Source organism: Micromonospora arida, from assembly GCF_003857035.1.
GTDB classification, from domain to species: Bacteria; Actinomycetota; Actinomycetes; order Mycobacteriales; family Micromonosporaceae; genus Micromonospora; species Micromonospora arida.
Window position 1 is genome coordinate 1 of record NZ_QGSY01000015.1, and the last position, 1767, is coordinate 1767.

General features: G+C 74.1%; 2 protein-coding genes. Both read right to left on the reverse strand.

The window, feature by feature from the left end:
* Nucleotides 1-747: DUF2470 domain-containing protein (locus DLJ58_RS00090; protein ID WP_124853296.1), on the reverse strand; the 747-nt coding region annotated here is incomplete at its 3' end.
* A gap of 84 nt (nucleotides 748-831) precedes the next feature.
* The coding region (locus tag DLJ58_RS00095) for an ABC transporter ATP-binding protein (RefSeq protein ID WP_148097948.1) at nucleotides 832-1767 on the reverse strand (936 nt) is incomplete at its 5' end.

The window sequence follows — 1767 nt, forward strand, 5'->3', positions numbered from 1 at the left end:
GTGCGGGGGGCGGGCGTCGGCAGTGAGTCGTAGCGGTGGGAGCAGCTGTGGCAGGTCGGCCGGGTCGGTCACCGGGCCCGGGAAGGCCAGCCGGACCCGACGCCGGGCACCGGGTTGGCCGAGGGCCACGACCAACCCGTAGCGGTCGATGCGCACCACCCGGGGCGGCCCGTCCGGGGTGTGCTCGGTCAAGCCGAGCTGCCGGCACAGGTACTCCGTCACCTGGGCGCCGTGGCACTCTGCGAGGTCGGCGAGCAGGCGGGCCTCGACCGGGTGCACCGGGTCCGGCTCGGCTTCGGCGTACTCCACCGGGTCGATCCGGTGCACGACGCCGGCCCGCTCCCAGCGGACCTCGACCACCTCGAAGCGGAACAGCCGGAACCGGGTACCCAGGTCGAGCAGGTCCCCGGTCGGCTCCACCGCGGCGAACTCGACCGCCGCGTGGCGGGCCTCGTCGCCGCGCAGCTCGGCCGCCCAGCCGGACACCCAGGCGCGACCCAGGCCGGGCGCGCCGGCGGCGGGCGGCAGGTCCAGCACGTCGAGCACCACCGCGACGTCGCTGACCCCGGCGGCCGGTTGCAGGGCGGCGGCCAGGTGGCTGGCCACCGGCACCAGCAGCAGCACCCGCCCGTCCGAGTCGGTGACGTGCCGGGCGTGGTGCGGGCCCGGCCGGTGGGCCAGGTGCACGAGGCCGGGCAGGCGGCCGGCGACGAGGGTACGGACGATCTCGGCGGAGTTGGGCCGCATGGGCGCGACCTCCTTCTGAGGTTAGGCTTACCTAACCCGGAGCCTAGAGCACCCGCCCGTCGGCGTCCACCACACCGCCGCACCTCACCGGGTCTGCTCCAGCCAGGAGGCGTAGAGCAGGCCGTAGACCGAGTCGGCGTCGCGAACCAGCTCGTCGTGCGGGCCGCGCTGCACCACCCGGCCCCGGTCCACCACGATCACCTCGTCGGCGGCCTGCGCCGTGGAGAGCCGGTGCGCGATGGCGAGGGTGGTCCGGCCCCGGGTGACGGCGTCCAGCGTGCGTTGCAACCGCACCTCCGTCGCCGGGTCCACCGCGCTGGTCGCCTCGTCGAGCACCAGCAGGTCCGGGTCGGCCACGTACGCGCGGGCCAACGCGACAAGCTGCCGCTCCCCGACGCTGAGCGCCTCGCCGCGCTCCCCGACCGGAGTGTCCAGGCCCGCCGGCAGACCCTCCAGCCAGTCCGACAGGCCCAGCTCGGTGAAGGCGGCGCTCAACTGCTCGTCGGTCAACTCCGGCCGGGCGAACCGGACGTTGTCCCCCACCGTCGCGTCGAAGAGGAACCCGTCCTGCGGCACCATCACCACGCGCGAGCGCAACGAGTCGAACCGGACGTCGGTCAGCGGCACCCCGGACAGCAGCACAGCCCCGTTCGACGGGTCCATCAGCCGGGTCAGCAACTTGGCGAACGTGGTCTTGCCGCTGCCAGTCTCACCGACCACCGCCACCCGGCTCTTCGCCGGGATCTCCAGGTCGATGTCGTGCAGCACCGGCGGACCACCCGGATAGGCGAACCGCACACCGGAGAACCGGATGTCCAGCGGCCCGCCCGGCAGCTCCCGCCCCTGCTCCCCCGGGTCGGCCACGTCCGGGGCGACGTCCAGCACGTCCAGCACCCGCCGCCAGCCGGCGATCGCGTTCTGCGCCTCGTTGAGCACCTCGGTGGCGATCTGCACCGGCTGGATGAAGAGCGTCACCAGGAAGAGGAACGCGGTCAGCTGGCCGATCGACAGCGTGCCGTC